The organism is Knoellia flava TL1, from assembly GCF_000768675.1.
Taxonomy (GTDB): domain Bacteria; phylum Actinomycetota; class Actinomycetes; order Actinomycetales; family Dermatophilaceae; genus Knoellia; species Knoellia flava.
In genome coordinates, this window is record NZ_AVPI01000037.1 from 1 (window position 1) to 26,597 (window position 26,597).

General features: G+C 71.2%; 22 protein-coding genes. 10 read left to right on the forward strand and 12 right to left on the reverse strand.

The annotated features are described in order from the left end of the window. The first annotated feature begins 417 nt into the window (after window positions 1-417). From N798_RS12105 to N798_RS12120, 4 genes are read left to right on the forward strand one after another with little or no spacing between them, the layout of a single operon-like run. Window positions 418-1,821: a hypothetical protein gene (locus N798_RS12105; protein WP_035948839.1), complete on the forward strand. Its 1,404-nt coding sequence runs from the start codon at window positions 418-420 to the stop codon at window positions 1,819-1,821. Further along, complete coding sequence (locus tag N798_RS12110) at window positions 1,818-4,001, forward strand: hypothetical protein (protein ID WP_035948840.1); 2,184 nt, start codon at window positions 1,818-1,820, stop codon at window positions 3,999-4,001. Before N798_RS12105 ends, N798_RS12110 begins: the two co-directional genes overlap by 4 nt. Before the next feature lie 14 nt (window positions 4,002-4,015). Beyond that, window positions 4,016-4,963 carry a glycosyltransferase family 2 protein gene (locus N798_RS12115; protein WP_035948841.1) on the forward strand — a complete coding sequence of 316 codons (948 nt, stop codon included), beginning with the start codon at window positions 4,016-4,018 and terminating at the stop codon, window positions 4,961-4,963. Between the two features lie 44 nt (window positions 4,964-5,007). Beyond that, window positions 5,008-6,930: a hypothetical protein gene (locus N798_RS12120; protein ID WP_156971721.1), complete on the forward strand. Its 1,923-nt coding sequence runs from the start codon at window positions 5,008-5,010 to the stop codon at window positions 6,928-6,930. Here the strand turns inward: N798_RS12120 and N798_RS12125 are convergent. Further along, a complete protein-coding gene (locus tag N798_RS12125) occupies window positions 6,896-8,476 on the reverse strand; it encodes a hypothetical protein (RefSeq protein ID WP_156971722.1) in 1,581 nt (526 codons plus the stop codon). The two genes, N798_RS12120 and N798_RS12125, sit on opposite strands and share 35 nt — an antisense overlap. A 110-nt stretch (window positions 8,477-8,586) precedes the next feature. Then, window positions 8,587-10,242, reverse strand: coding sequence for a hypothetical protein (locus N798_RS12130; protein ID WP_156971723.1), 1,656 nt, complete (start codon window positions 10,240-10,242; stop codon window positions 8,587-8,589). A gap of 240 nt (window positions 10,243-10,482) precedes the next feature. Between N798_RS12130 and N798_RS17445 the strand changes: the two genes are divergently transcribed. After that, the gene (locus N798_RS17445; RefSeq protein WP_156971724.1) at window positions 10,483-11,181 is read left to right on the forward strand and encodes a class I SAM-dependent methyltransferase; all 699 of its coding nucleotides are present in this window, start codon (window positions 10,483-10,485) and stop codon (window positions 11,179-11,181) included. A gap of 10 nt (window positions 11,182-11,191) precedes the next feature. Here the strand turns inward: N798_RS17445 and N798_RS17450 are convergent, their stop codons facing one another. From N798_RS17450 to ahcY, 3 genes are all read right to left on the reverse strand, one after another. After that, window positions 11,192-11,629: a DUF1294 domain-containing protein gene (locus tag N798_RS17450; protein WP_229708665.1), complete on the reverse strand. Its 438-nt coding sequence runs from the start codon at window positions 11,627-11,629 to the stop codon at window positions 11,192-11,194. A 6-nt stretch (window positions 11,630-11,635) separates the two neighbouring features. Next, the gene (locus tag N798_RS18990) at window positions 11,636-11,806 is read right to left on the reverse strand and encodes a cold shock domain-containing protein (protein ID WP_188450439.1); all 171 of its coding nucleotides are present in this window, start codon (window positions 11,804-11,806) and stop codon (window positions 11,636-11,638) included. A gap of 152 nt (window positions 11,807-11,958) precedes the next feature. Next, the gene (gene ahcY, locus N798_RS12145) at window positions 11,959-13,392 is read right to left on the reverse strand and encodes an adenosylhomocysteinase (protein WP_035948847.1); all 1,434 of its coding nucleotides are present in this window, start codon (window positions 13,390-13,392) and stop codon (window positions 11,959-11,961) included. A 178-nt stretch (window positions 13,393-13,570) separates the two neighbouring features. Between ahcY and N798_RS12150 the strand changes: the two genes are divergently transcribed. Further along, window positions 13,571-13,870 carry a hypothetical protein gene (locus tag N798_RS12150; protein ID WP_156971725.1) on the forward strand — a complete coding sequence of 100 codons (300 nt, stop codon included), beginning with the start codon at window positions 13,571-13,573 and terminating at the stop codon, window positions 13,868-13,870. A gap of 46 nt (window positions 13,871-13,916) precedes the next feature. Here the strand turns inward: N798_RS12150 and N798_RS12155 are convergent, their stop codons facing one another. After that, a complete protein-coding gene (locus N798_RS12155) occupies window positions 13,917-14,543 on the reverse strand; it encodes a C39 family peptidase (protein WP_188450438.1) in 627 nt (208 codons plus the stop codon). A gap of 256 nt (window positions 14,544-14,799) precedes the next feature. On the opposite strand from N798_RS12155, the gene N798_RS12160 reads away from it, so the two are divergent. Together N798_RS12160 and N798_RS12165 are read left to right on the forward strand one after the other, a co-directional pair. Further along, on the forward strand, window positions 14,800-15,828 hold the full coding sequence (locus N798_RS12160) for a DUF808 domain-containing protein (RefSeq protein ID WP_052117278.1): 1,029 nt from the start codon (window positions 14,800-14,802) through the stop codon (window positions 15,826-15,828). Between the two features lie 5 nt (window positions 15,829-15,833). Continuing rightward, window positions 15,834-16,382: a YbaK/EbsC family protein gene (locus N798_RS12165; RefSeq protein WP_035948850.1), complete on the forward strand. Its 549-nt coding sequence runs from the start codon at window positions 15,834-15,836 to the stop codon at window positions 16,380-16,382. A gap of 101 nt (window positions 16,383-16,483) precedes the next feature. Here the strand turns inward: N798_RS12165 and N798_RS12170 are convergent, their stop codons facing one another. From N798_RS12170 to N798_RS12175, 3 genes are read right to left on the reverse strand one after another with little or no spacing between them, the layout of a single operon-like run. Then, window positions 16,484-17,665 carry an SIS domain-containing protein gene (locus N798_RS12170; protein WP_035948852.1) on the reverse strand — a complete coding sequence of 394 codons (1,182 nt, stop codon included), beginning with the start codon at window positions 17,663-17,665 and terminating at the stop codon, window positions 16,484-16,486. 22 nt (window positions 17,666-17,687) lie between these two features. Continuing rightward, complete coding sequence (locus N798_RS17455; RefSeq protein WP_052117280.1) at window positions 17,688-17,873, reverse strand: Trm112 family protein; 186 nt, start codon at window positions 17,871-17,873, stop codon at window positions 17,688-17,690. Further along, window positions 17,873-19,321, reverse strand: a complete 1,449-nt coding sequence (locus tag N798_RS12175; protein WP_035948853.1) for a phosphomannomutase/phosphoglucomutase — start codon at window positions 19,319-19,321, stop codon at window positions 17,873-17,875. The genes N798_RS17455 and N798_RS12175 overlap by 1 nt, the downstream gene beginning before the upstream one ends. 55 nt (window positions 19,322-19,376) lie before the next feature. Between N798_RS12175 and N798_RS12180 the strand changes: the two genes are divergently transcribed. After that, on the forward strand, window positions 19,377-21,740 hold the full coding sequence (locus tag N798_RS12180; protein WP_084100630.1) for an ATP-binding cassette domain-containing protein: 2,364 nt from the start codon (window positions 19,377-19,379) through the stop codon (window positions 21,738-21,740). 170 nt (window positions 21,741-21,910) lie between these two features. On the opposite strand, the gene N798_RS12185 is transcribed toward N798_RS12180, so the two are convergent. Continuing rightward, the gene (locus N798_RS12185; protein ID WP_035948856.1) at window positions 21,911-22,282 is read right to left on the reverse strand and encodes a DUF3499 domain-containing protein; all 372 of its coding nucleotides are present in this window, start codon (window positions 22,280-22,282) and stop codon (window positions 21,911-21,913) included. Between the two features lie 135 nt (window positions 22,283-22,417). Here N798_RS12185 and N798_RS12190 point away from each other — a divergent pair, with 135 nt between their 5' ends. Further along, on the forward strand, window positions 22,418-22,768 hold the full coding sequence (locus N798_RS12190; protein ID WP_229708664.1) for a metallopeptidase family protein: 351 nt from the start codon (window positions 22,418-22,420) through the stop codon (window positions 22,766-22,768). Between the two features lie 14 nt (window positions 22,769-22,782). Here N798_RS12190 and N798_RS12195 read toward each other — a convergent pair whose 3' ends face one another. After that, window positions 22,783-24,246 (reverse strand): DUF5719 family protein, encoded by a 1,464-nt coding sequence (locus N798_RS12195; RefSeq protein WP_035948857.1) that lies wholly within the window; start codon window positions 24,244-24,246, stop codon window positions 22,783-22,785. Next, the coding region (locus tag N798_RS18410; RefSeq protein ID WP_035948859.1) for a hypothetical protein at window positions 24,243-26,597 on the reverse strand (2,355 nt) is incomplete at its 5' end. The genes N798_RS18410 and N798_RS12195, both read right to left, overlap by 4 nt.

Consider the following 26,597-nt stretch of genomic DNA (forward strand, 5'->3'; position numbering starts at 1 on the left):
GCATCGTGCGGAGCTTGACGAGTGCCTTGGTGAGAGCGGTGGTCATGGTGGTGCCTTTCAGAGCGTGTTGGGTGGAGGACCGAGGTTGATACTGCCGCTGAACGTGCGCCGAAGGGCCCGAATCGCGAAAAAGTGGAGAAATAGTTCTCGTCAGTAGACAACCTGTGGCAATTCTGTGTTACCGCACAGAAAATGGCTAGTTCACATAGCCCATGAGCCCCGGTTGTAACTGACCCGAAATAGTCATGGGGGAGTCTGAACCTACTACCGGCTCAGATCCGGAGGACCCCGGAGCCTCTGGACCCTAGGGTGTGCACTCGGGTCGTACGACACATCGAAGGGGGAGCGATGGAGGTCTCCGGGTCCTCCCCTGCCAATCTGGCACGGGTCGGGCGACGTCGGTCGTTGCCCTTGCGCATGTGGGTCGCCGCGCTCGTCGCCGGCGCCGTGCCCGGACTGGTGCTGAGCGTTCGGGACGCCCCCGACGTCGACCTCTGGCTCCACCTCCGCATCGGCGACCTGCTCCGTGCCGGTGAGCGCTTCGGGCCTCAACCGGATCCGTTGACGGCGCTGGCCGACCGTCCGTACGTCCCGACGCAGTGGCTCGCGCAGCTCCTCATGTCCTGGGTCCACGACGTCGGTGGGATCGCGGCGATCCAGACCGTCCGGCTCCTCCTCGTGGTCGCGCTTGGTGCCGTCATCGCGACGGCGTGTCGAAGCCTCGTGGGACCCACCGCAGCACTCTGTGGCAGCGCACTGTCGATGTTCGCGGCCAGTGCATCCTGGGGCGAGCGACCGCAGCTCGCCGCCATGGTGCTGCTCGCCATCGTGACCGCACTGTGGTGGCGAGCCTCCGAACTGGGCACCGTTCCATGGGCCTGCGTCCCGGTCGTGTGGGTCTGGACGATGGTTCATGGTTCGTGGATCCTGGGGCTCGCCGTCCAGGGTGTGCTCCTGGTGGGAGGACTCCTCGACGGTTGCTGGAGCGGGCGAGCCCGGCTCCTCGCGGCCTCTGTCCCCGGTCTCGGTCTCGGCGTTGCACTCCTGACGCCACTGGGGATCAGCGCGGTCGTCGAGCCCTTCAACGTCTCGTCGGTCGCCCGCCTCACCGCCAACGAGTGGCAGCGCCCCTCCGCCGGCAACCCGCTCCTGCTCGTGCTGCTTGTCGGGTGCGTCATCGCCCTCTTGGGGCTGCTGAGATCGTCACGCAGGCGCTGGACGCGCGCTCTGACCGTGGTTGTCGCCGCCGGCCTCGGCCTGTGGATGGTGCGGACGATCGCGGTGGGCGCCGTCGTGCTGGCTCCGGCCGTGGCCGTCGGGATGACCGGCCTGCTCGGTCGCCGACGCAGAGCCCACACCGAGGCGCAGCGCGGTGAGACTCGAGTTCCGGCAGCACGGGCGTCGGGTGAGGTCGCCGCCTGGGTGCTCGCCCTCGTCGTGGCGCTCGGCCTCGGGGCGCTGCACCTGACCCGCGGCATCGGGGAGCCGCCGGTGTCATCCACCGTGTCGCAGACCCTGAGCAACCTGCCACCCCAGGCGGTGCTCGCGGTCGACGGTCGCGCCGTGGGCTGGACCGAATGGGCCCACCCTGACCGGCGACCCCTGCGCGACCTCCGTGCCGAGGTCTACTCGTTGCCGGTCGCGACGGCATACGAAGGGTTTCAGGAGGCCCGTCCCGGCTGGCAGGACTACGCGACGGAGCACGGGGTGACTGCGGTCCTCGCCGACCGACGCCGGCCCCTCGACGCCGCGCTCGCGCGCGAGCCTGCGTGGACAGTCGCAGCCGAGGACCCAGACTTCCGCCTGTGGGTGTTGAGATGAGCCGGGGGAGCTCGCAGAGGCCGTGGTGGCGCCACGCCGATGTCGTCGGTGGCGTCGTCGCCTCCGTCCTTGCCACGGTCGTCGGCGTGGTGTCGCTGCGCGCGTGGGAGTGGCGGCCCGGCGTGCCGCCATCGCTGGTCGGTGACAGCCCTGTCGTCCTCACCCAGATCGACGAGATCCTCGTCCACGGGTGGTTCTGGGAGAGCGCGTTCGTGGGGTTCCCGTGGGGTCAGAACGCCTCCTTCTTCCCCGAGCTCAACGTCATCCACGTGCTCGGGGTGAAGGCGCTCGGACTCCTCGGCGGGGACGCGGCCACGACGGGCTCGGCCTACTTCCTCCTCGGCTATCCCCTCGTCGCACTGACGACCTACCTGCTCGCCCGCAGCGAGCGACTTCGCCGCCCGGCCTCCGTCGTCGTCGCCGTGCTCTTCGCCGCGGCTCCCTACCACGCCGAGCGCTTCGAGCACCTCTGGCTGGCGTCCTACTGGACCCTCCCCCTCGGCGTCTGGGTGGCCCTCGGCGTGGCGAGGGGCAGGAGCCCCCTGGCGCCCGGACAGCCACGCGGGCGCCGCTTCGTGCTGACGTTGCTCGCGCTCACCCTCGTCGGCCTCAGCGGCGCCTACTACGCCGGCTTCACCCTCATCCTGCTCGCAGTCGCGCTCGTGCTGAGGCCGGGCAGCACCGGACGAGCCAGATCGTTGCGGGGTGGCCTGATCAGCATGGTGTGGCTCGCCGCAGTGACCGCCCTCCCGCTCGTCGCCGCGAAGATCGGCATGGCCGGCACCTCGTCGACCGGCCCGCGCCCCGCCACGAGGACCGCCCTCGAGTCGGAGCGGTACGCGGGTCGTCTCATCGACCTCCTGCTGCCGTGGGAGGGGCACCGTGTCGAACCCCTTGCCGCGCTGACCCAGGCCTATCGGGACGCCGGCCGCCCGGTGACCGAGACGTTGGCCCTGGGGATCGTGGGCGTCGTGGGGGCCACGGCACTGGTGCTCGTGGGCCTCAGGTCACTCACGAGCGGGAACCGTGCGCCGGAGCGGCTCCGCCTCTGGACAGCCATGTGGGTGGCGACGGCCGCGTTCTACACGGTCGGCGGCCTCGGCAGCGTCGTCGCGCTGTTCGCGACGCCCCAGCTGCGGGCGTGGTCTCGTCTGTCGCTCGTGCTGCTCCTTCTCGGCCTGCTCGCGGTGGGTCACTGGCTCAGCCGGCCACGAGGACGCAGGATGGCCGTGGCACTCGCCGCCCTCACCCTCGTCGTCGGGGTCCTCGACCAGACGAACCCCTCTCGCGCACCGAGGTACGACGACATCGCCACCCAGCTGGACGGCATACGTGACTACACCGGGTCCCTCGCCGCTGCCACGTCGACCGGCTGCGGTGTCCTCCAGCTCCCTGTCATGCGCTTTCCCGAGGGATACCTCCCTCAGGGCTACGAGGCCAACGCCCAGCTGGTGCAGCACCTCACCGACCGGCGCCTCGCCTGGAGCCATGGCGGCATGAGCGGCACTCGCGCGGGCGACTGGACCGTCGGGATCGAGCTCTCCGACCCGAGCGCGCTCGTCGCCGGACTTCGCGCTGCGGGGTTCTGCGCCGTCGAGGTCGACGGTGCCGGGGTGGACCCCGGCTCCCCCGCCGTCACCGCCCTGACGTCACGGCTCGGCGCGCCGGTGGCTCGAACGCCCGACGGTCGCCTCCAGGCCTGGGTGCTGCCCGACGACGCACGCGGCACGGCTGCGGACCGTGAGAGGCTGCTCAGCCCCGTCGTCGTCGGGCTCGTGGCCGGCGCGATCACGGTCGACGACCGCGACGTCTCGCAGGAGAGCGGACCTCGCGCGGGCATCACCACCTCGAACCTGTCCGGCGAGACGGTCAGGGGGGTCACGGTGACGATGAACGTCACCGCCCTGGGCGCGGCCGCGCGTGACGTCGTCGTCCGCAGGGGCGACGAGGTGCTTGCCCGCGTCACTGCCGTCGCCGACCGACCCACGCCACTCGAGCTCGTCGTCGACGCCCCCGTCGGCTACCAACGGCTCACGGTCACCGTCGACGGAGACCCCCAGCGCAACGCAGCAGACCGAAGCGTCTCGGCCCGTTTCGAGAACCTGCGTGTTCGAGCGTCCACCGCAGCTCGTGTCGTCAGCACCCACGACCAGGCACGCACTCGTGCCGTCTTCCCCTGAACCGGAGGATCACCATGTTCAGAGAGCTGAAAGTCGCCGCCGTCGTTCCTGCGTTCAAGGAGCAGGAGCACATCGCCGACGTCATCCGGACCATGCCGCCTCTGGTCGACCACGTCGTCGTCGTCGACGACGCCAGCCCGGACGCCACGGCGCAGCGCGCCCGGGACGCCGCCGACGACCGCACCCACGTGATCACGCTTCCCCAGAACCAGGGCGTCGGCGGTGCGATCCTGGCGGGCCATCGACGCGCCCTCGAGCTGGGCGCGGACGTGTGCGTGGTCATGGCGGGTGACGGCCAGATGGACCCTGACTACCTTCCCGCCCTGCTCGACCCCATCGCCGATGGACGGGCGCAGTTCACGAAGGCGAACCGCTTCTACGGGCGCGGGTCGTTCAGCGGTATGCCGCGTGCCCGGGTCTTCGGCAACATCGCCCTCTCGTTCCTCACCAAGGCCTCGAGTGGCTACTGGAACCTCTTCGACCCGCAGAACGGCTACACCGCGATCCACCGGGATGCTCTCGAACGCATCCCGTGGGACCAGATCGCCCGGCGCTACGACTTCGAGAACGACCTGCTCATCAACCTCAACATCCTGCGGGTCCCCGCCGTCGACGTGCCCGTGCCGGCCCGCTACGGGACGGAGGTCTCGGGGATGAACCTCGCCAGCGTGGGGCCACGGATCGCCCTGCGACTCGTTCGGGGGTTCTGGACGCGCATGTGGTGGAAGTACGTCCTCCAGTCCTTCTCCGCCGTGGCCCTGCTCTTCTTCAGCGGTCTGGCACTGCTATTACTCGGTGGGCTGGTCGGCATCTGGATCATCTCCCAGACGCTCGGGCCTCCCACTGCCTCACCGGGCACCGTCATCCTCTGCGTCGCACCCCTGCTCAGCGGCCTGCAGCTGCTGCTCTTCTCGATGCTCCTGGACATCCAGGAAGCCAGCCCCTGGTCCCCGCACAGGTGACACTGGACTCGCGCCCGTCGACCGCGGGCGTCGCCCCTGCACGCGTGGGACGACGACGCCCGGTGGCCGTGCTGCTCGCTGCCGTGACCGGCATCGTGCTGCTCGGGTGCGCGCTGAGCGAAGCCGTGACGGCTGTGTGGGCTGTGGCGTTAATCGTGCTCGTGCCGACCGCGCGGAGACTCGACCGCCGCATCGCAGTCAACCTCTCGCTGCTTGTCGGTTGCTCCCCCGTCCTCATCTGGCTGCCGCCCGTGATCGGCGAGCGGACGGCGGCCCTGACGCTCGTGGCCCTGGCCTCGGCGATCTCGGCCCTGTCCATCCTCCGATCCGGGCGTGCGGTCGTGCCGGCCGTCCACCGGAGCGACTGCACGATCGTCGTCGCCGCCCTGCTGGCGATGGCTGCAGCCTCCCCGCTGCGGTCGCCTGCCAACCCCGGTTCGGCCATGCGCATGCTGACCGCAGGATGGGACCACGCCTCGCACTTCTCCATGTTCGTGGAGCAGCGGCTGCTTCTCACGGCACCGCCGTTCCTTCCTGAGGCTGCCGATCGGAGTGGCTTCTTCTTCGACCAGTACCCGCAGTGGTTCCACTCGCTGCTCGTCGTCATGAGCCAGCTCTTCGTGGGGGCTTCTGCGGACGTGCCGAACGAGCTCGTGACCTACGCCCGTATGCAGTGGGCCCTCTACGTCGTGCTGGCCGTCCTCACGACCGCGGCGCTGATGCAGTCGATTCCCCAGCAGACGTTCACTCCTGTTCGCATCTCGGTTCTCGTCGTGGGCCTGAGCCTCGTCCTGGGTGTACCAGGTGCCCTCAACCTCATGCAGGGGCACCTCAGCTTCCTCCTTGCGACCCTCTCGGCACCCGTCATCCACCTCTTGGTGCGCGGGCGCCCGAGCCTCGCCGCCCACGAGCTCGCGGCCATTCTCGGCCTCGTGGTCGTCGCAGCCTCGTGGATGCTGGTGCTCCCTCTCGCCTGCGTCGCCGCCGGACCGCACGTGTGGTCGGCGTGGCGCGCGGCGCGTGGGCTGCGCAAGGTCGGTCTCGCCTGCGGTGTTGCCGCCACCGCTGTCGTCAGCTCCCTGATGATCTGGCAGTCGGTGAAGGAGTCCCCGACAGAGCACGTCGTCATGGACGGTCCCGTCGCCGCCGTCGGCGTGGCCGCCACCGTCGTCGTCCTCCTGGGTGCGTTGGTGGTCGTGGTGGGTGGCCACGTGGCCGGAGCGGGCGCGTGGCGTTCGGCGACTGATCGCGTGGGGCTCATGATCGTTCTCACGGCCCTCGCAGAGGTGGTGTGCCTGGGCGCCTTCCAGGTCTACGCGACAGGCGAGCTGTCCTACTACTTCTGGAAGGTGTCGATGGCGGCGCTGGTCGTCGGCCTCCTTCTGTCGGCCGTCGCTGCGGCGGAGCTGGTCGCAGCACGGCAGGCTGTGCTCGGGCCACCGAGGACGATCGTCGGAGTCCTCGGCGCTGCGATCGTCGCCGTCGTGGCCTCGGCAGGTCTTGGCGTCGGTCTGCAGCACTACCCCGCGTCGTCCCTGTCATGGGCAGCAGCCACTCGAGAGCAGCTGCAGCAACGGGCGCTGTCCACATCCGGATCCGGCGCTGGTGTGGTGCTGAGACTCTCCGGTGAGGTGACGAGTCCGTCGATGGCCGCCAGAACCACGCTCGTGGCCACGGCTGAATCCGACCTCAGCCCGGCCTACGCCAACCAGTGGTTCCACGCGCTCACGCGCTCGAGAACCGTCCGGGCGGGTGAGATCGACGACGACCTCTATGTCCTGGGACTGGACCGCAGCAACACGGCGGCAGCAGCAGAACTGATCGAGCGCCTCCTGTCCGACCCTGACCAGCGAGTCGTCGTCACCGACCCGGCACTGTCCCAGAGACTGCTTCGGGAGCTGACTCCAACCCAGATGGGTCGCGTCACCCTCGTCAACGGTGCCCCGTCGTCCGAGGAGACACCCTGAGGACCTCGACGATGACTGCTCCGTCGCAGGCGTACCGCGCGCTCACCTGCTCTTCATCCGCGGTCGACAGGACCAGTGGGCGGGACGCGGTGCGCAAGAGGGCACATTCCTCGCCGACCGTCGTGCGAGCCTGAGGCACCCGCGCACGGGTGGACTCGACGCGGAACGCGTCGAGCAGGATGCGGGTGACCGAGTCGGTCGTGGGCGAGCCCTCGAGCCAGACGACCACCGCCTCCTCGGCCCTGGGCGTGGCCAGAGCCGTGACGACACGTCCACCGTCGACAGTGGACCACGCACCGACCTGCGCTCCCCACGGCAGCGCGAGGGCATAGACCGACACCACGGCGCCGAGAACTGCCAGGACCCGTCCGAAGAGAAGGACGACGCCGATGCGACGCACGGCACCGACAGCAGCCGCGGCGATGGCGACACCCAACGCGGGCAGGGAGAGGAGCGCTGCCTGCCACAGCAGCTTGCTCGGGTAGTAGTGCAACGGTCCGACCCCGAGGCTCAGCGCCAGGGCGAGCGCCGTCGCCGCGGGCAGTGCGTTCACCGCACCGATGCACCGCGTCGGCCAGTCTCGGGACGCCAGCCCGAGCAGGAGCGAGGCACCCAGACCCATGACCAGCAACACGAGCGGGACCGGACTGTCAGGCCCTGGCTCGGCTGCGTGGTCCAGGCCGACCCCCGTGACGACGGCCAGGACCCCAGGGCCTGCGAAGACCAGTGTGGCGCAGGCGAGGAGAGCCACCACGAGCCGGCGGCGCCCGAGCCCGGAACGCCACGCCACACCGGCGCACCAGAGCGCCGGCAGCACCACCGACGGCAGAAGGAGCTGCCACGCGTGAGCCACGACGACGACCGCGGACGCCGTGGTCACCAGCGACAAGGCCGTGCCGGCCCGCAGCAGCACCTCCCGGCAGCAGACCACCACGGCGAGGGCTGCCAGCAGCGAGTTCTCGTAGCCCAGGGCCTGGTAGTTGGCCAGGAAGACGTTGAGCAGCGAGAGCGCCGACACGACGACGCCAACGACGATGGACGCCCTCGAGGACAACCCCAGTCGCCCGGCCAGCGCGTGCCCCGTGTGGGCCAACGCCAGGGCGAGCGACGCGGAGAGGAGAAGGCTGGCCGCGCCCATGAGCTCCAGGAGTCGCAGGACGTGCTCGGCGTCCAGACCTGCGCCGGAGAGGGTCCATAGCGTCGCCAACAGTGAGTGCCACCCACGCGGATAGCCGTCGACGGCATACGTCAGGCTTCCCTGGGCCCACGTGTCGGCGACGTAGACGACGTGTCGCGGGTGGTCTCCGTTGAGGAACCACTCGAGCCCACGCGGGGCGCCGCGCACGACACCCACGACGGTGACCGCCACGACCGACGAGGCGGGAAGGGGGAGGAGAAGTGCCGCGAAGCCGCCGCGCGGAACGTGGGCGCGACCTGCCCGCACGAGGAGCGAGCCTCCTGCCGCCACGGCGAGTGCCAGGGCGCACCACGCCCAGAGCGGTTCACGCAGCACGGACCACCCGGTCCATCCCCCCACCGTCGCCACGCACACGACTGTCGCCAGGATGACGATGCCTGCTGCGGGCAGGTCTCCACCCCACACGGGCGCGGGCCGCGACGCGGAGGAGGCCGCGGAGGGCCACCCCGGAGAAGGGGTCACGGTGCTGCCTCCACCCTGACGATGTCGAGCTGTGGCACGCAGGTGAAGCGCGAGCGCACGTCGGCCTCCACGGCGTCGGACAGGACGAGCGGCGCTCCTGCCTCCTCGAGGAGCCGGCACTGCTCGTCGATGCCACGAGGGGCCAACCCCAACGGTGGGGTCGTGGAGGTCGCGCTGTAGAAGTCGAGCAGGAGCTGGCTGGTGGCGTCGTCGACCTCAGACCCGACGGCCCACACCACGGCTGCGTCCGCTGCTGCGGGAGTCGTCACGGTGTCGATGACGACGTCACCGTCGGCGGCTGACCACGCACCGCGCAGCCCCGCGACCGGTGCCGCGAGGGAGATCGTGACCAGGCCCATGACCACTGAGGCCACGAGTGCGACGACCGCGCGTCCGGACACGCCCGAGACCGACCGAGGAAGAAGACCGGCCGCCGCTGAGCAAACGAGAGGGAGGCCGAGGGCTGCGGCCGTCCAGATGGTCTTGTTCGGGTAGTAGGAGGACCAGCCGACGCCCGACACGAGCATGAGGCCCAGCGCTGTGGCGACGGAGGCTCCCACGGCCACCACGAGCGGTGTCAGGAGCGCGCGAGGCGTGCGCATGGCGAGGACCGCCCCGCTGAGAGCGACCACGACGATCCAGCCGAGTGCCGGCGGTGGCACGTCACCCGGGACTGCGATGGCGCCGACGCCGTAGCCGTGGAGCGCACCGAGCACTCCCGGGATCGCAAGAGCCGTCGTGGCAAGGAGGACGACCACGTCGGCGATGAGAGAGCGCCGAGGCAAGGCGGCCTGCCAGCGCTCACGCAGCACCAGCACGAGCAGCAGTCCGACGACGGGCAGGAGCACCTGCCACACGTGGGCCATGAGCGTCACGCCGACGGACGCCACGACGAGGGCACCCCGGTCGCTTCGGCTCCGGGTCAGACGCAGGACGACGGCAGAGACGATGAGAAGCGCGACGAGGGAGGTCTGGAAGCCGCGGGGCACGTAGTCACCGAAGAACCCCCGGCCCACGACCAGGGCGCCGGTCAGGCAACCCGCCGCCCCGGTCACCAAGGGTCGGTCGTCCCGCGATCGCGTCAACGTCGACGCCGTGAGCCCCAGGGCGAGCGCGATGAGCACCAGCACCAGCCACGTCGCCAACGACTGCAGGCGAATGAGCGCCGCCAGGCCCTCGGCGTCGCGATCGAGGCCGGAGGACGACCACAGGAGCGCCAGGGCGGCGTGCCACCCACGCGGGTAGCTCTGGCTCGTGTACTCCAGGGCTCCCGCGTCGAGCGTCCGGGTCACCAGGGCCAGGTGACGCAGGTGGTCACCCGAGAGGAACCACGAGGTCGCCGTGCCGAGTGGGCTGGCGGCGATCAGGATCCAGAGCAACGCCATGACGCCGGCCGGCAGCGTCGAGACGATCAGCTCGACGCGTGAGTGGCTCGCGGTTGGCGGCGAGCCGACGGCGAGGATCTGTGCCCCGACCACGAGGACGATGCCGAGAGCGCCGAGGAGGACCCGAGCGGGCCACGGCGAGGACGTGACGTCGAGACCGACCAGTCCAGAGACGAGGCTCGCCGAGCAGAGAGTGGCAACGACCACCACCGCGGCCGACGGCAAGCGCTCGAACCCACCGCGCAGGCCCACCCTTGGCACGGCCACGGTCGCGACGGTGACGAGCAACCACGCAAGCGGACGTCCTGCCACAGCGCTGGCGACGGCTGCCGCTGCACCCAGTGCGACGAAGGCGTGAGCACGGGTGCGCCCGGAGGAGGGGGGTCCGCCCTGCGTTGCCGGAGGCGCCACCCTTCCCCCGACAGACATGCGGACACGATAGGTCCACCCCACGGATGAGCGTGGCGTTTCGACCCGGTGTCGCACCTGCTCCGGCACGATGACGGCATGCCCGTGTCTCGAGCCACCTCATTGCGCGTCCGAAACGTCCTCGACAACTGGGTCCCCGCCGGGCTCCGCGACAACCGCCTCTTCATGACCCCGCTCCTTCGACTCGCGGTCGGCGAGCACGCGCGGGACTTCATGACGTTCAAGGCCAAGGCCTTCGACATGACGCCGGACGAGTTCGCGGACGTCTACAGGCGGGTCGCCGGGTCGGAGGTCCAGGGCGAGACGGATCTCAACGCTGCATGCACCGAGGCGATCCTGCGTGAGGTGACCGGGCGACGGGTGCTCGAGGTCGGCTGCGGGCGTGGCTGGCTCGCGGCACGCATGGCGGGAGTCGCCAGCGAGGTCACGGCCTCCGACATCGTCATGGGAGAGGCAACACGACAGATCGAGGGCGTGACCTTCGAGGTGGCCAGCGTCGAGGCGCTTCCCTACGACGACGACGAGTTCGACGTGGTCGTCTGCACCCACACCCTCGAGCACGTCCAGGACCTCCCCCGCGCTCTCGCCGAGCTCCGGCGGGTCGCACGCGACGCCCTCGTCGTCGTCGTTCCCAGGGAGCGGCCGTACCGCTACAGCTTCAACCTGCACCTGCACTTCTTTCCCTACCCGTGGTCCTGGCAGGCGGTCGCCGGGGTGGTCGCGGGTGCCAGGCTCGAGGACCTGGACGACTGGTTCTACGTCGAGCCCCAACGCTGACCCACCGAGGTCAACCGACCACGACGAAGGCTGCGAGAGCTGCGCAGTTGGCGACGACGGTGACCCAGAAGACGGTCCGGAACGGTTGCTTCGTCGTCTTGTGCCGAAGGACGTGACGGGCCACCAGTCCCCCGGGCCAGCCACCCAGGAGGTCGATCCCGTGGAGCGTGGACTCAGGCGTGCGCCGCGCGCCCTGTCGCGCAGCCGCCTTGTCCGCCCTGTAGGTCAGGAACGCCACCCCGCTCAACGCCGCGTAGCCGCCGACCGTCCATGCCGGGACCTCGCCGAGGAACGCGAGCACGAGCACGCACGCCATGAACGCCAGGGCGACAGCGAACTGCGGACGGACGCTCCTGCGTCGCGGCGTGCTCGCCCGGCGGGTCGTGGCCGCTCGATCGCTCCCGACGTAGCGCACCGCCGATGCACGACGCCTGGCTCGTGAGTCCACGACCTCTTAGTAGGTGACCTGGGAGCCGACCGTGGGCCGTCGGGAGGGTGGGAAGGCGCTGATGTGCACGAAGACCCGACCAGCCCCGTCACGAGTCGAGATGAAGCCGAAGCCTCGTTCGTCGTTCCATTCGTCGAGGACGCCCTGCTGACGCCCGCCGAACCCGTGTCCACTCACCGCGCGCCTCCTCAGTCGGCCCGATCGGCCGAGCGCAGCCTATTGGTCGGCCGCTTCCCCGTGGCGACATCGGCAACGACGAAAGGCCGGGTATGCCGGGGACCCGCGTCCCCGGCATACCCGGCCCTGGCGTGTGGTGGTGAGCCCGTGGCTCAGTAGCGGTAGTGGTCCGACTTGTAGGGGCCGGCGACGTCGACGCCGATGTACTCGGCCTGCTCCTTGGTGAGCTCGGTGAGCTCGACACCGAGCGCCTCGAGGTGCAGGCGGGCGACCTTCTCGTCGAGGTGCTTCGGCAGGACGTAGACCTGCTTGTCGTAGTCGCTCGTCTTCGTGAAGAGCTCGATCTGGGCGATCGTCTGGTTCGTGAAGGAGTTCGACATGACGAACGACGGGTGGCCGGTGGCGTTGCCGAGGTTGAAGAGGCGACCTTCGGACAGCACGATGATGCTGGTGCCGCCGTCGAAGGTCCACTCGTGCACCTGAGGCTTGATCTCGGTCTTGGTGATGCCGTCGATCTTGGCCAGGCCGGCCATGTCGATCTCGTTGTCGAAGTGGCCGATGTTGGCGACGATCGCCTTGTTCTTCATCTGCTGCATGTGCTCGGCCGTGATGATGTTGAAGTTGCCGGTCGTCGTGATGAAGATGTCGGCGGTCTCGACGACGGACTCGAGGCGCGCGACCTGGTAGCCCTCCATCGCGGCCTGCAGGGCGCAGATCGGGTCGACCTCGGTGACGACGACGCGCGCACCCTGGCCCGCGAGGGCCTGCGCGACGCCCTTGCCGACGTCGCCGTAGCCGCAGACGACCGCGACCTTGCCGGCGATGAGGACGTCGGTCGCGCGGTTGAGGCCGTCGATGACCGAGTGGCGGCAGCCGTACTTGTTGTCGAACTTGGACTTGGTGACCGAGTCGTTGACGTTGATCGCGGGGAAGAGCAGGTCACCGGTCTTGGCGAGGTCGTAGAGGCGCAGGACACCGGTGGTGGTCTCCTCGGTGACTCCCTTGACCTCCTCGGAGACCTTCGTCCACTTCTGGGGGTCCTGCTCGAGGGAGCGCCGCACGAGCGCCTTGAAGACACCGAACTCCTCGGAGTCCTCGTCGGTGGTGGGCGGCACCTGACCGGCGGTCTCCCACTCACGGCCCTTGTGGACGAGCATCGTGGCGTCGCCACCGTCGTCGAGGATCATGTTGGCGCCCTCGCCGGGCCAGGTGAGGATCTGCTCGGTGCAGTCCCAGTACTCCTCGAGGGTCTCGCCCTTCCAGGCGAAGACCGGGACACCCTGCGGGTTGTCGACGGTGCCCTCGGGTCCGACGACGACGGCCGCGGCGGCCTCGTCCTGCGTCGAGTAGATGTTGCAGGAGGCCCAGCGGACCTCGGCGCCGAGCGCGGTGAGCGTCTCGATGAGGACGGCGGTCTGCACGGTCATGTGGAGCGAACCGGCGATGCGGGCGCCCTTGAGCGGCTGCGAGGAGCCGAACTCCTCGCGCAGGCTCATGAGGCCGGGCATCTCGTGCTCGGCGAGGCGGATCTGGTGGCGGCCGGCCTCTGCGAGGCCCAGGTCGGCAACCTTGTAGTCAATGGACATGCGAAATCACTTCCGTTGAGGACTGGTGTGCGACCCGGCGCAGCCCATCTGGGCGAACACGTGAGAGCGGGGTATCACCCGCGCCGGCGACCCCACTCTACCGACTGCACGCGGTAGACATGGAATGCCGCGGGGCACCTCGCGGGCACCCACACGGCGCGACGGACGGAGCACGACGATGAGCAAGACCTTCGACGGCACGGGGACGGACGGCATACGGGACGGCGCCTCCGGGGCGGGCGACGCGAACAACGACGAGGTGAGCGACGAGGTTCGCGTCGACCTCGACGAGGACAAGCTCGACACGTGGGAGGAGGTCCGCGGCGACTACGCCGTCGACCCCGACAGCGAGGTGACCCGCCCAGCCCTCACCGAGCAGGAGGAGGACGACGACGACGAGGACCCGCTGCGCGAGGACGACGAGGAGGACGACCTCGCCGAGGACGAGGACGCGGAGGACCGCGACGAGGAGGAGTGAGCGGCGTGGACCGCCCGGACGACCCGGGCGGTCCACGCGGCCCGGCTCAGCTGCCGTACCAGGTGAAGCGGTTGAGCTTGTTCCAGTCGACGATGTCCTGCTTGTCGCGCCACACACCGTTGCGTGACGAGCGGTAGGGGTCGGCGATCTGGTAGCGGTCGGGTCCGTAGCCGACGATGGCGATGTAGTGGCCGTCGAAGTAGTCGCCGTCGACCCGGTTCATGTTGATGACGACCGGATGACCGGCCGAGATGCTCTCGCGGACCTTGGCCTGGAGGTCGGTGTAGAGCGTGCCGCTCGGCGACATGCGGAACCGGTAGCGGTTGGTGCGAGAGGCGATCCCCAAGCGGTTGTTGAGCACCTTGGCGATGAGCTCGGGATCCTTGAGACCTGTCGTGGCGGCGTCGCCGTCGTAGGGGTCGAGGTTGAGGCTGTTGGCCAGGCTGTCCTGGCTCGGGACGGTGCGGTTCTCGGACGCGTCGCGACGCAGGATCGGCGAGCTGAGCGCGATCCGCGACGATGCGGCCGAGCAGTAGTTGTACCTGCTCTGCACCTGGTAGGCGTAGTTGGTGCCGGCGGCCTGGGCGGCCGGAGCGGCGACGGTGGCGACGACGCCGACCCCGGCGCCGGCGCCGCCGACGAGCAAGACCCTGCGTGACACGTGTGAAGACATGGACATCCCCTCTTGGACATGGTGTGGAACATGACGTGATGCGTGTCCGATGCCCTTCCGTGGCTGGCGATCCTGCTGCCCCCCCATGAGCCACCGGAATGTCTGGACCCTAGACCTCCGGCGTCCCGCGCGCACCCCGAGCGAGGGGCCGACGGTGAACGGCCGAGCCGCGTCGCAGAGCGGGCCGTCCGGAGTTCGCCGGTTAGTCTGAGCGCGTGCTCCACCCCGACTCCCCCACCGACCCGAAGGCGGCCTGATGGCTGGCGGACTCTTCGCCCTGCTCGACGACATCGCGGTGCTCGCCAAGGCCGCGGCTGCCTCGGTCGACGACGTCGCCGCCGCTGCCGGCCGCGCGAGCGTCAAGGCGAGCGGTGTCATCGTCGACGACACGGCGGTCACGCCGCAGTACGTCCAGGGCATCGAGCCCAAGCGCGAGCTGCCGATCATCAAGAAGATCGCGATCGGGTCGCTGCGCAACAAGCTCCTCTTCATCCTCCCGGCGGCGCTGCTGCTGAGCCAGTTCCTGCCGGTGGCCCTCACGCCGCTGCTCATGGTCGGCGGCACCTACCTCTGCTTCGAGGGCGTCGAGAAGATCTGGGAGCGGGTCAGCGGTCACGGTGAGGACGCCGCCGGCAAGGCCCACGAGGAGGGCAAGGTCGCCGACGAGGCGACGATCACGAGTGGCGCGATCCGCACCGACTTCATCCTCTCGGCCGAGATCATGGTCATCTCGCTCAACGAGGTGAAGGACGAGCCCTTCGTGACGCGCGCGGTCATCCTGGCCGTCGTCGCGGTGCTCATCACCGTGCTCGTCTACGGCGTCGTCGCGCTCATCGTCAAGATGGACGACGTCGGCCTGCACCTTGCCAAGGGCGACGGCGCCAAGGCCGGGTTCGGGCGCGGTCTCGTGGCCGCGATGCCCAAGCTCCTGGCGACCCTCTCCGTCGTCGGCATCGCCGCGATGATCTGGGTCGGCGGGCACATCATCCTCGTCGGGCTCGACGAGCTGAGCGAGTACTGGTCGCCTCTGCACTACCCCTACGAGTGGGTCCACCACGCCGAGGAGGCGGTCCACGACGCGACCGGCGCGCTCGGCGGCGTCCTCGGCTGGGTCACCAACACCATCGGCTCCGCGATCCTCGGCCTCATCGTGGGTGCGATCGTCGTTGCGGTCATGCACGTCATCCCGCACAAGGGCGGGCACGACGAGCACGCTGCCGAGGAGTCCGCGGCCCACAGTGCCGACCCGGCTGCCGGCGACGCTGCGCCGAAGAACTCCCACTGACCCGTATGCCGTCCGCCCGCGGAACGCTGTCCTGGTCGCCTGCCGCGTCCTCGCCCGAGCTCGTCGCACCACCCGTGGCCGCCGCTCTGGCGGGGGCTGCGGTGCCGGCTGGGGTGGCTGCCGCGGAGGTGGCGACCATCGACGCGACGCTCGCCGACACCGACGCGTTCTGCACGGCATACGACGTCGCGCCGGAGGCGAGCGCCAACTGCGTCGTCGTCGCGGGCAAGCGCGCCGGTGAGGTCACGTACGCCGCTGTCATGGTGCTCGCGACGGACCGTGCCGACATCAACGGCGTCGTCCGGCGTCACCTCGGGGTCCGCAAGATCTCGTTCGCTCCGCACGACGACGCCGTCTCGCTCACCGGCATGGAGTTCGGGGGGATCACTCCGGTCGGGCTGCCCGTGGACTGGCCGGTGCTCGTCGACGCGGCTGTGGTCGCAGCGGGCGAGGTCGTCATCGGCAGCGGGCTGCGGTCGAGCAAGCTGCTCCTCGACGGCGCAGCGCTGGCGCAGCTGCCGACGGCCGAGGTCCTCGACCTCGCCCAGCGCTGAGCGACGGCGGGGCGACCCGGCGACCGACATCGCGGCTACCGCATCGTCGGTGCTGCGATCACAACACTTCCGCTGCGGTAGGCGCGGCGATGGAGCGTGCGTCAGCTCGTGCGGTCGCGCAGCTCGGTGACGTGGCGGGAGATGGCGGGGTCGAGGCCGAGCCCGAGCGCGAGGTAGGTCGCGACGTAGTCGGTGAGCGAGATGACCGACGCGAGCCGTTCGATGGGGTGGCCGGCGAGGGCCTCGACCTCCCAGACCTTGACCCCGGCGTCGCGCGCGGAGTCGGCGACGGCGTCGGCGAGCTCGCGCGGCGGCACCGTCGCCGGTGTCGCCGGTGAGGTCGGCGTCGCGTCGGGGTGGTCGCGCAGCAGCACGAGCCCGAGCTGCGGCGAGGGCGGACCGTCGAGGAAGGGGTCGGCGAAGATGTCGCCGCCCCTCCCCTGCCCCGCGTCGCCGGACCCGCTGAACGGGCCGTCGAAGCAGGCGACCACCTGCGCGGCCGCATCGGGCAGCGCGCCCGAGGTGGCCGGCATACGGGCGGTGCGGGCGAGCATCGCTGCGGCTCGTCCGGCGGCGACACCCGTGAGGGCACCGTCTCCGAGGACGACGGGGACGGTCTCGGCCAGCCCGACGGCGATCGACTTCGCCGGGTTGACGAACGACTCCGACGAGGGACGGCACTCCTCCGCGCGGGAGTCGAGGACGTCGGCGACGCGCTCGAGGACCGCCTCGGGGCACTCGATGAGGCCGAGCCCGTCGGCGGCGAGGAGGACCGGGGTGAGCAGCGACCAGAGCGCGGCACGCGACGTCGGCACGTCGGGGGCGACGTCGACATGAACGCCCCGACCACGGGCGCAGACGTCGGCGAGCGGCGAGTCCGGAGCGCCGACGGTGAGGAGCGAGGCACCGCGGCGGGCGGCCTCGGCGGCGAGCGCCAGCGGACCGGCCGCGCGCCCGGACTGGGAGACGGCGATGACGAGGTCGAGCGGCCCGATCCAGCCCGGCAGCGGAGCCTCGCGACGGGTCGTCAGCGGAACCGGCGATCCCGGCTCCGCGAGGACGTCGAGGACGTCGCAGACGACCGCCGACCCCCCTAGGGAGGCGACGAGGACCGAGCGTGGACGGTCACCTCCGGCGACACGCTCGATGCCGGCCTCGCGTGCAGTGACGATGGACCGGCGCACCTGCGCGCCGGCGGTCGCGAGCGCGCGCAGCGACCCGCGGCTGTCGAGGCGCTCGAGCGCCTCGGCGGAGTCGAGGAAGGCCTCGTCCAGGTGCGGCACGGCGTGTGCGCGACGCGGCCGGTCAGGCCGGCCTGCGCCCCTCGTCGACGAGCAGGACCGGGACACCGTCGTCGATGCGGTAGACCAGACCGCACTCGGCGGACGTGCAGGCGAGCTCGGGACCGTCGGCGCCGACCTCGTCGCGCAGCTCGGCCCGGCAGTTGGGGCAGCGCAGGATCTCGCGCAGCCAGGGCTCCATGGTTGACATCAGCTGTCTCCTCTCGCGGCGCCGCGGACGACGCTGAGGACATCGTCGCGTATCGCGGCCATCGTGTCCGCATCGGCTGCCTCGACGTTGAGCCGCAGCAGGGGTTCGGTGTTGGAGGCGCGCAGGTTGAGCCACCACATCGGGTCGCCCTCGCCACCCGCGTGGGTCAGGGTGAGGCCGTCGAGCTCGTCGACCTCGACGTCCTTGTCGCGCGCCCACTCGCGCACGGCATCTGTGCTCGCGGCCTGGTCGTTGACGGTCGAGTTGATCTCGCCGGAGGCGGTGTATGCCGTCCAGTCGGCCATGAGGGCGCTGAGGGGTGCGTCCTGCTCACCGAGGGCGGCGAGGACGTGCATCGCGGCGAGCATGCCGGTGTCGGCGAACCAGAAGTCGCGGAAGTAGTAGTGGGCGCTGTGCTCGCCGCCGAAGACGGCGTTCGCGCGGGCCATCTCTCCCTTGATGAACGAGTGTCCGACGCGGGTGCGCACGGCCCTCGCTCCGAGGGAGGCGATGACCTCCGGGACCTGGGCCGAGGTGATGACGTTGTGGACGATCGCGACGTCCCGGGCCGGCGTGCCGGCGGCGACCTCACGGGCCACCTCGCGGGTGGCGATGAGCGAGGTGATCGCGCTCGGGCTCACCGGCTCGCCGCGCTCGTCGACGACGAAGCAGCGGTCGGCGTCGCCGTCGAAGGCGAGCCCGAGGTCGGCTCCGTGGTCGACCACGGCGGCTTGGAGGTCGCGCAGGTTCTCGGGCTCGAGCGGGTTCGCCTCGTGGTTGGGGAAGGTGCCGTCGAGCTCGAAGTAGAGCGGGACGACCTCGAGGGGCAGGGCCGGCAGGCCGGCGGCGGTTTCGAGGACGGCGGGGACGGTGTGCCCGCCCATGCCGTTGCCGGCGTCGACGACGACCTTGAGCGGGCGGATGCCGGACAGGTCGACGAGCCGGCGCAGGAAGGCGGCATAGTCGGCGAGCACGTCACGGTCGGTGGTCGTGCCCTCCTCCGCGTCGCGCATCTCGCCGGTGCCGTCGAGCAGCTCCTGGGCGAGGTCGCGGACGTCCGCGAGCCCGGAGTCCTGGCCGACGGGCCGGGCGCCGGGGCGGCAGAGCTTGATGCCGTTGTAGGCCGCGGGGTTGTGGCTCGCGGTGAACATCGCGCCCGCGAGGTCGAGGTGACCGCTCGCGAAGTAGAGGCCGTCGGTGCTCGCGAGTCCGATGTGGGTGACGTCGATGCCGCGGCTCGTCACCCCGGCGCCGAAGGCGCGGGAGAGCTCGGGTGAGGTCTCACGCATGTCGTGCCCGATGACGCACCCGGTGCCACCCTCACGCTCGACGACGACCTCGGCGAACGCCGCCCCGATCGCCCACGCGACGTCGACGTCGAGCTGCTCGGGGACGAGGCCCCGGACGTCGTAGGCCTTGACGAACTCGGCGAGGTTGTGGGGAGGCACGCAGGAACCCTACAAGGGCGGGTGACCCGCCAGCCCCTGCCACTAGCGTGTGCTCGTGACCACGCAGCCGCATGCCGCCGACACCCATGACCTCATCCGCGTGCAGGGCGCGCGCGAGAACAACCTCAAGGACGTCAGCGTCGAGCTGCCGAAGCGACGGCTCACCGTCTTCACCGGTGTCTCCGGCTCGGGCAAGAGCTCGCTCGTCTTCGGGACGATCGCCGCGGAGTCGCAGCGGATGATCAACGAGACCTACAGCGCCTTCGTCCAGGGCTTCATGCCGACCCTCGCGCGACCCGAGGTCGACCACCTCGACGGCCTCACGACGGCGATCATCGTCGACCAGGAGCGGATGGGCGCCAACCCGCGCTCGACCGTCGGCACGGCGACCGACGCCAACGCCATGCTGCGCATCCTCTACAGCCGCATCGGCGACCCCTACGTCGGTCCGCCGACGGCATACAGCTTCAACGTCCCGACGCGGAAGGCGAGCGGGGTGATGACGACCGAGAAGGGCGGCCACACCGAGAAGCGGGTCGCGCAGCAGCAGGTCTACCTCGGCGGCATGTGCCCGCGCTGCGAGGGCATGGGGCACGTGAGCGACATCGACCGGACCGCGCTCTACGACGCGTCGAAGTCGCTCAGCGAGGGCGCGCTCACGGTGCCGGGCTACTCGATGGACGGGTGGTACGGCCGGCTCTTCGAGGGCATGGGCCTGCCCATGGACACGCCGATCGAGAAGTTCACCGCCAAGCAGCTCGAGACGATGCTCTATGCGCCGCCGACCAAGATCAAGGTCGAGGGCATCAACCTCACCTTCGAGGGGATCATCCCCAAGATCCAGAAGTCGATGCTGTCCAAGGACCCCGAGGCGATGCAGCCCCACGTGCGCCGGTTCGTCGAGCGTGCCGTGACCTTCCAGCAGTGCCCCGAGTGCGAGGGCACCCGCCTCACCGCCGACGTCCTGAAGTCGCGCATCGATGGCAAGTCCATCGCCGACGTCTGCACGATGCAGATCAGCGACCTCGCCGACTGGGTCCGCGGGCTCGACGAGCCCTCGGTGAAGCCACTGCTCAAGGGGCTGCAGCACCTGCTCGACTCGTTCACCGAGATCGGGCTCGGCTACCTCTCGCTCGACCGGCCCGCCGGCACGCTCTCCGGTGGCGAGGCGCAGCGCACGAAGATGATCCGCCACCTCGGCTCCTCGCTCACCGACGTCACCTACGTCTTCGACGAGCCGACGATCGGGCTGCACCCGCACGACATCGCGCGCATGAACGACCTGCTCATCCGCCTGCGCGACAAGGGCAACACCGTGCTCGTCGTCGAGCACAAGCCCGAGACGATCGCCATCGCCGACCACGTCGTCGACCTCGGTCCGCAGGCGGGCTCGGCGGGCGGCGAGATCGTCTTCGAGGGGTCCGTCGAGGAGCTGCGCTCGGCCGGCACCCTCACCGGCCGCCACCTCGACGACCGGGCCCGCCTCAAGGACGAGGTGCGCACGCCGACGGGCACGCTCGAGGTGCGCGGCGCCTCGACCCACAACCTGCGCGACGTCGACGTCGACATCCCCCTCGGGGTGCTCGTTGCTGTGACCGGCGTGGCCGGGTCGGGCAAGAGCTCGCTCATCCACGGCTCGGTCGACGGGCGCGACGGCGTGGTCGTCGTCGACCAGGGCGCGATCAAGGGGTCGCGCCGGAGCAACCCGGCGACCTACACCGGGCTGCTCGAGCCGATCCGCAAGGCCTTCGCCAAGGCCAACGGCGTCAAGCCCGCCCTCTTCAGCTCGAACTCCGAGGGCGCCTGCCAGACGTGCAACGGCGCCGGGGTCATCTTCACCGAGCTCGGCGTCATGGCGACGGTCGAGTCACTGTGCGAGGAGTGCGAGGGGCGGCGCTTCCAGGCGGCGGTTCTTGACTACACGCTCGGGGGGCGCAACATCGCCGACGTCCTCGCGATGTCGATGGACGAGGCGCTGGCGTTCTTCGGGGAGGGCGAGGCCCGGATCCCGGCGGCGCACACGATCCTCACGCGCCTCGTCGACGTCGGCCTCGGCTACCTCACGCTCGGCCAGCCGCTCACGACGCTCTCGGGTGGCGAGCGCCAGCGGCTCAAGCTCGCGGTGCAGATGGCCGACAAGGGCGAGGTCTACGTCCTCGACGAGCCGACGACAGGCCTCCACCTCGCCGACGTCGAGAACCTCCTCGCGCTGCTCGACCGGCTCGTCGACGGCGGCAAGTCGGTCATCGTCATCGAGCACCACCAGGCGGTCATGGCGCACGCCGACTGGGTCATCGACCTCGGACCGGGGGCGGGCCACGAGGGCGGCACGGTGGTCTTCGAGGGCACGCCGGCGGATCTGGTCGCCGAGGCGAAGACCCTCACCGGCACGCACCTCAAGGCCTACGTCGGCGCCTGACGCCCGCCACCTCCCACCGCCACTCCCCCGCGACCTCTTGCCCAGACGCGCCACCCGCGACATCTTGACCAGATGAGTCGTGCCGCGGGTCGTGTCGCGTTGGGGCAAGAAGTCGGTGTGTTGCGGGCGCCGGGCGATGCGCTGTGTCGCAGTCGGGCAAGAAGTGGGGGTCAGGCCTCGCCGCTGCCGGGAAGCACCCGGAGGTGACCGCGGCGCTGCTCGCCCGCGACCGGCATGGCGCTGACGACGACGCTCGCCACGGTGGGCTGGCTCGCCGGGCGCTCCCGCACGGCATCGACCACCGCGAGGAGGTCGTCGACCTCGGGAGCGGGCGCGTAGCCGTCGGACTCGAGACGGAGGAACTCCCACCCCTGCGGCACCGTCAGACGGGTCGCGTGGTCGGCGCAGAGGTCATAGGAATGGGGCTCGGCATAGGTCGCGAGCGGCCCGAGGACGACGGCCCGGTCGGCATACGCGTAGGTCAGGGTGGCCACCGCAAGCTGGGAGCACGCGGTCTTGCTGCACTTCCTGGACGCGTTCACCCCATGGACTCTAGGACACCGCTCCGACAGAGGTGAGGTGGCGCGCCGTAGGCTCGTCCCGTGGCTCCCCTCGACCCCCGCTCCCCGGCCTCCCGCCGTCGCCGGGACCGCCGCGGACGGGGACCACGAGGCCCGATGGCGTGGCCTCCGGTGCCGGCGATGCGGTCGCGCAGGGAGACCTTCGACGACGTCGTCATCGACGTCTCGGAGCGTGCAAGGGACTACCTCGGAAACCGGTATGCCGCAGTGGAGTTCGCCGTCGAGGAGGTCCCGCCGACCGATCCCGCCCCGTGGGAGGAGCAGGCCGCTCCGGTGGGTCGACTCGTCCCCGTCGGAGGGTCCGTGGGGCACCGGATCGTCGTCTATCGCCGCCCGGTCGAGACCCGGGCCCGGGATGCGGCGGAGGTGTCGGTCATCGTGCGCGAGGTCGTGGCCGAGCAGGTGGCGGCGCTGCTCAACGTGCCGGTCTCCGAGATCGACCTCTGAGCCGGACCGTCGCGTCAGAAGGAGGCCGGGTAGACGCGGCTCACGGGTGAGGTCACCGGGCTCGGCGCGAGGGGCGACACGGACACCAGCCGCTCGACGGTGCCCATCATCGTGCCGACGGCGGCCCGGACCTGCCCGGTGCCCGAGGCCCGCTGAACCCAGACCGACTCGGCGTCGCCGAGGTCGAGAGCCGCTGACGAGTCCTGCGGGATGGCCAGCGACCTCGTCGACCACCGACCCTTCGAGCTCCACGTGACGCGGGCCTCGACGGGCGCTCCGGTCGACACGACGCTCAACAGCCGGCGACGCGGCACGTCGGAGCTGGGATAGGCCGCCCCGAGCAGCCCGTCGGCGGCCTCGGTCGACGGGGCCCAGAGGAAGTCACCACGGATGTCACCCTTGCGCCAGGAGGCGAAGAGCGAGGCGACCACCGGCACGTCGGAGGTGAGCTCGACGGCATACATGCTCTCGGGGAGCGACGGGACGGCGAGCTCACCCGTCGAGCGGCCACCGACGCTGACGACACCTCCGCCGGGCAGTGGCGTGGCCCCGTCGGGTCCGAGGAACCGCGCACTCACCACGGCCTGGTCGGGACCCGGCACGGCGATGCGCAGCGACGCGGTGCCCGAGACCATGGCAGCCGGGATGACCTGCCGCGTGGAGGGCTCGGCCGTGGGCACGGTGGTCTCGGCGCCGGCCGGCACCGACCCGTCGAGCCACGTGTCGGTGAGGACGGCGCTCACGGAGCCGCCGTTGGCGCGGACCCTGATGGCCGGGGACCTCTCGTCACCGGTGACCGCGTCGGCGAGCAGGGCCACTCGCCCGCGGGCCGGGACGACGGTGGAGCCGCTCGGCGAGACGATCGGTCCACGGAGGCCGAACGCCTCGACGTCCACCGTGACCTCGTTGGCGCCGGTGTTGGTGAGGACGAGGCGCTCCTGTCGGCCCGGGTCGCCTCCGCCCGCGAGCAGCCACGACTCGGACCCGGGGGCGATGCACGGCACCGTGACGAGGCCCCGCAGGTCCTCGCGAGCGGCTGCCCACTCCTGCGTCGCGGCGAGGCCCGGCCCCATCGCGCCACTCGAGGACACCTCGCTCGCCACGCCGTCCGTCGTCGGCAGGGTCGCGGTGGCACCTCGAGAGCGGAGCGGGTTGCTCACCTCACCGGCAGAGCGCGACACGAGCACACCCCGCCCGGCGGGCACCACCGGCGCGATGACCTCCAGCGGCGCCGTGGCCGCCCCGATCTGCGGCGAGATCTCGAGGTCCTCGACATCGTCGATCCCGGTGAGCTCCGGACCGGGGCACGAGACCGCCGCGGACGACACCGGCTGCTGAGTCGAGGCCCGCTGGGTGGCCGCTCCGCGTCCCGCGCCGGCACCGGCCCCCGGCGACACGGTGGCACCGGCGACGAGCCCGGCGGCCGCTGCCGTGGTGAGCAGCAGCCTCACGGGGCCGATGAGACGCGCGCGGTTCACCGCTTGCTCCTGAAGGACCTCGTGCCGAAGGGGATCGCGAGGAAACCGACGATCGCCAGAGCCATGCCCTGCAGCAGTCGCCACCACGAGTGCTCGGTCGTCACCTCGACGACGAGGTCGTGCGTGCCCGCGGGGACGGCATAGGTCGGCTCCTCGGTGTCGGCACGCGGCCTGAGGACCTGGCCGTCGATGCTCACCTCGGCATGTGCGGCCCACGCCATGGGCTCGGCGACGACGAGGAGGTCGCCGTCCCGTGCCGTGACCGTCGTCTCGGTCGCGCCGTGCTCGCCGGTGGTGGCGACCGGCGCACGGTCGGTGCCGGTGACGAGGGAGAGCCTCGTCGGGGCCACGGCGCGTTCGGGCGAGGCACCCAGCGCGGCGACACGCCAGAACGCGTAGCCGTCCCTGCTCGCGAGCCGGGAGAGGCCGGGCGCCGAGTCGAGACGGCGGGCGACGTCCTCGCCGGCGGACTCCGCGACGGCGACGAACCCGACGGCTCGCTGGGCGAGCCGGGGCCCGGCGCTGACCTGCGTGCCGTCGAGCAGGCCCGCGACGTCGTCGGCGAGCGCTGCATCGTGCTCGAGGTCGCGGGGCAGCGACCGGGCGAGCGAGCTCGACTCACGACCCACGATTCGGTATGCCGCGCCGGTCGTTCCCGGGTCGACGAAGAGCGTGCGGTTGGCGAGGTCGTTGTCGGCCTGCTCGACCGCCACGGCCGGCCGCTCGTCGGACCAGGTGCGCAGCACCTCGCCGAACCCGAACCAGCCGAGCGCACCGGCCGTCGCGAGCCCGACGAGGACGAACCCGACCGTCGAGGCGGTCCGCAGACGTCCTCGCAGGGTCTCGGCGCCGACGACGGCCATCGCGAGCAGCGCGAGCGTGAGCGGAAGGATGAACGTGCCGGACCACGCGGTGACCGGTGGGGCCGACGCGAGTCCCGACGCCAGCCCGGTGGGAGCGAGCTCGAGCCGTGGTGCGAAAAGGGCGGCGGCGAGCGACACGAGGCCGAGGAGGGCTGCGCCCGTCGCCACGGACCGGACGCGGCGCGGCGCAAGGAGACCCACGAGACCGGCTGCGACGACGACGGCACTCACCCACCACGGGAGGCTGCCGGCGCCGCCGGGGTGGAGCAGGGCGAGGGCGAGAGGTTCCGTGGAGGCGGTCCCCCACTGGCTCAGGCCGGGTCCGGTGGCGGCGAGTGCCCAGTCGTCGACGACGTCGGCCAGCCAGGGGCCGAGGAGGAGCGGGCCGAGGACGGCGGGGACGAGGGCGCGCGCCCGGGCGCCGTTGTCGCCGACGACGGCGACTCCGACGCAGGCGAGGACGACGAGGACGAGCAGCGGCGGCGCGAAGGCGCCGAGGGCGGCCGCACCGAGCGACGTGGCGAAGGCACCGGTCGCCGTGCCGGTCGGCCGGGCGAGCATGACCACACCGGCGAGGACCGGCGGGAGCAGGACGAGCGCGACGAGCGCACCGAGCCGTCCCTGCGCGACCGCCGCGCCGGCAGCGCCGGTCGTGGCCCACAGCAACGCGACGGCACCGCGGACCGGGCGCGACCGCGAGGAGGTGATGACCCTCGACGAGACGTAGGCGGAGAGGGCGGCGAGGGGAAGGGCGAGGACGAGGAGCGCGCCGACCACCGCACCGGCCGAGGACGTGAGGTCGCCGGCCCCCGGCAGCTGCTCGAGCACCCAGGTGGGGAGGGCGAGGAGCGCGAGCGACGGGCTCGCGGGACCGTCGCCACCGAGACCGGCGCCGTGCCAGCCGTCGAAGGCGGCGTGCCAGAGGGTGCTCGACGTGGCGCGGGTCGTCACGAGCTCACCGCCGGTGACGCCGGAGCCGAACCTGCTCACGAGCCCACCGCCGATGTCGCGACCGGCGGCGACGACCACGGCCACGGACGCGAGGACGGCGAGGAGGGCCGGGTGGACGAGGAGTCGCCCCAGCCCGGACGAGGCCTCGGGGTCGCGGACGTGCTCGTCGGGCAGCCTCGACGGGGCGATGACCGCCTCGTGGGCCCGGTCGAGCGAACGCCGCACGATCGCCGAGGCGGGGACGAAGAGCGTGTCGATGTCGCGGTGCCGGAGCTGCCGCCCTCCCCGGGTGCGGTGGCGCGCCGCGACGACGCGGAAGGGGTCGAGCGAGCCCGCGTCGGCGAACGCCGCGACGGCCGCGCGGGGCCTCTTGAGCAGCAGGAGGCCGACACCGGCGGCCACGGAGCTGAGGAGCACCCAGAGGGCGAGGAAGGGGACCTGCCACCAGGGGGCACGCGCGAGGGCGACCCGACGGGCGGCCCGGCGCCGAGCACCCGTCGTGGCGGTGGCGAGCCCGAGTGCGGCGACCGAGCGCAG